We start from the raw sequence: 1782 nt of genomic DNA, 5'->3' as shown, positions 1-1782 counted from the left end.
GGCGCCAGAAAACCTTGAAGGTTCAGATACCTTATCGCCGTGCGGACGGGCCGTTGAACCTGCTGGTGGATAGCACCGGCATCAAGTTTCTCGGCGACGGAGAATGGCAGGTCCGCAAGCATGGAGCGAGAGCGCCTTCGCCACGATCCGCCACCGTACCAAGCGGGCCAAAGGATGCCTGTCACGCGACGGCATGCTGCAAATGATGTTCAAGCTCGGGCAATGTGCTGAGAAAAGCTGGCGCAAGCTGCGCGGTTTCGCACATCTCGCCGACGTCATCCAGGGCGTCGATTTCGTCAACGGCATCAAGCCATCAAACCAAGATCAAGCCGCCGCATGAAAAGCGCTTGGACACCAGATTTGACAATAACTCTCCGGCAATGCGGTTCTTACATTCCCGGATGGCACGTCGACCAAGTTGATCGGGGTTGCACCGTCCCAGGTAGATACGGTGCAAGAGCTCGGGGCCATGGGCATTCCATGTTTCGCCGCCGGGACATTGATCGAGACCGCGCAGGGCGCAGCGCCAATCGAAACGCTGGTCGAAGGTGATTTGGTTAAAACACGCGATCACGGGCTGCAACCGATCCGCTGGATTGGATGGCGCACTGTTGATGCCTCGGGTGATCTTGCACCGATTTGTATCAAGGCGGGGACGCTTGGGAATGATCGTGACCTTCTGGTCTCGCCTCAACATCGGATTTTGGTAACCGGCTGGAAAGCGTCTTTGCTGTTTGGCGAAGAAGAAGTCTTGGCTCCGGCCAAGGCGCTGGTCAACGACAAAACCATCCTTTGGCTCCGATTGCCGGCCATTACCTATTGCCATATGCTGTTTGACAATCACGAGGTGATTTTGTCCGAGGGCATGTGGACCGAGAGTCTGCACGCCGGCCAAGTGGCGATCGACGCTCTGGGCGACGAGTCGCGTCGTGAAATTCTCAGTATCTTCCCCGAACTCGAGAAGCCGGTGTTCAACGAAACAAGGCTGGCCCGCACGGCTTTGCGGGTCAAAGAAGCACAGATCTTGGCGGGATATCTATAAATTGGCTGCTGCCGTGTCGTTTGGTTTCAATCAGGCGTAAAAACGCGACCTGTTTCAAGAGATTCCTGCCCAACAATCAGGGCCGTCGCTACCGTGCCAAGACGGACACACACAGGCTTACTCCACGGGCTGCGTAACAGGTATGCTATTGCAAAACGCATTAAGGGACCCCACAAAGAGGCCCCTTAACGTGAAATACAAGTTTCGGTTTAGCCGATGAAGGCATCCAGGTGCTTGCCCACATAGGCCGCCTGTACAGGTGACAGGTTTGGCGCGGCCTCGGCGCGGGTGGTACCTTCGCGCAGCTCTGGGAACAGGGCAAAGATCTCTTCGCGGGCTGCCGCATCCATCGAACCCATGGTCGGCTGATCCGGGTGGAAGCTTTCTGTTGCAGCGCCCTCGGCGTAGATCACCTCGTGCTGGTCAAACATCACGTGATAATATTCAACCTTCGTGAATTCATCACGCAGGATTGTATCGTCGTTCACCAGTTCCAGCGCGGTCACAAGGGCCTCGTCATGGTCGAACAGCATTTCCAATTGCCAACCTTCCAGCACCATGCGGTGACGCGGAGAAACAACCAGATCACGACTGTTGCCCATGGCGCCGGCCTTGATGCGCACGGCGCGGTCTTTGGTGGCTGTCATGCCAATCCAGCGTACCGGCTGAAAGCCGTTGTCGCGGGTGCGCACCATCATGCCGGGGGTCAGGTCCTGCACGGCCACTTCACCCTGATCCGT

Annotated in this window: 2 protein-coding genes and 2 pseudogenes; 3 read left to right on the top strand and 1 reads right to left on the bottom strand. The window is 57.1% G+C overall.

Translation table 11 applies throughout. From position 1 onward, the window contains the following. The 3 genes and pseudogenes from ACP151_RS21350 to ACP151_RS21340 form a co-directional block, all read left to right on the top strand. Positions 1 to 128 (top strand): annotated as a pseudogene (locus ACP151_RS21350) (transposase); the annotation flags it as partial. After that, a pseudogene (locus ACP151_RS21345) lies at positions 128 to 340 on the top strand (IS256 family transposase); the annotation flags it as partial. The pseudogenes ACP151_RS21350 and ACP151_RS21345, both read left to right, overlap by 1 nt. 129 nt (positions 341 to 469) lie before the next feature. Then, the gene (locus ACP151_RS21340; protein ID WP_424980787.1) at positions 470 to 1042 is read left to right on the top strand and encodes a Hint domain-containing protein; all 573 of its coding nucleotides are present in this window, start codon (positions 470 to 472) and stop codon (positions 1040 to 1042) included. Between the two features lie 209 nt (positions 1043 to 1251). On the opposite strand, the gene ACP151_RS21335 is transcribed toward ACP151_RS21340, so the two are convergent. After that, positions 1252 to 1782, bottom strand: a 531-nt coding sequence (locus tag ACP151_RS21335; protein ID WP_424980770.1) for a Hint domain-containing protein, incomplete at its 5' end; no start/stop codon positions are given.

The sequence above is a fragment of the Leisingera sp. S232 genome, assembly GCF_049800895.1.
Classification (GTDB): domain Bacteria; phylum Pseudomonadota; class Alphaproteobacteria; order Rhodobacterales; family Rhodobacteraceae; genus Leisingera.
The sequence above is the reverse complement of the archived record's forward strand: the minus strand, read 5'-3'. Positions and strand labels throughout refer to the sequence as shown.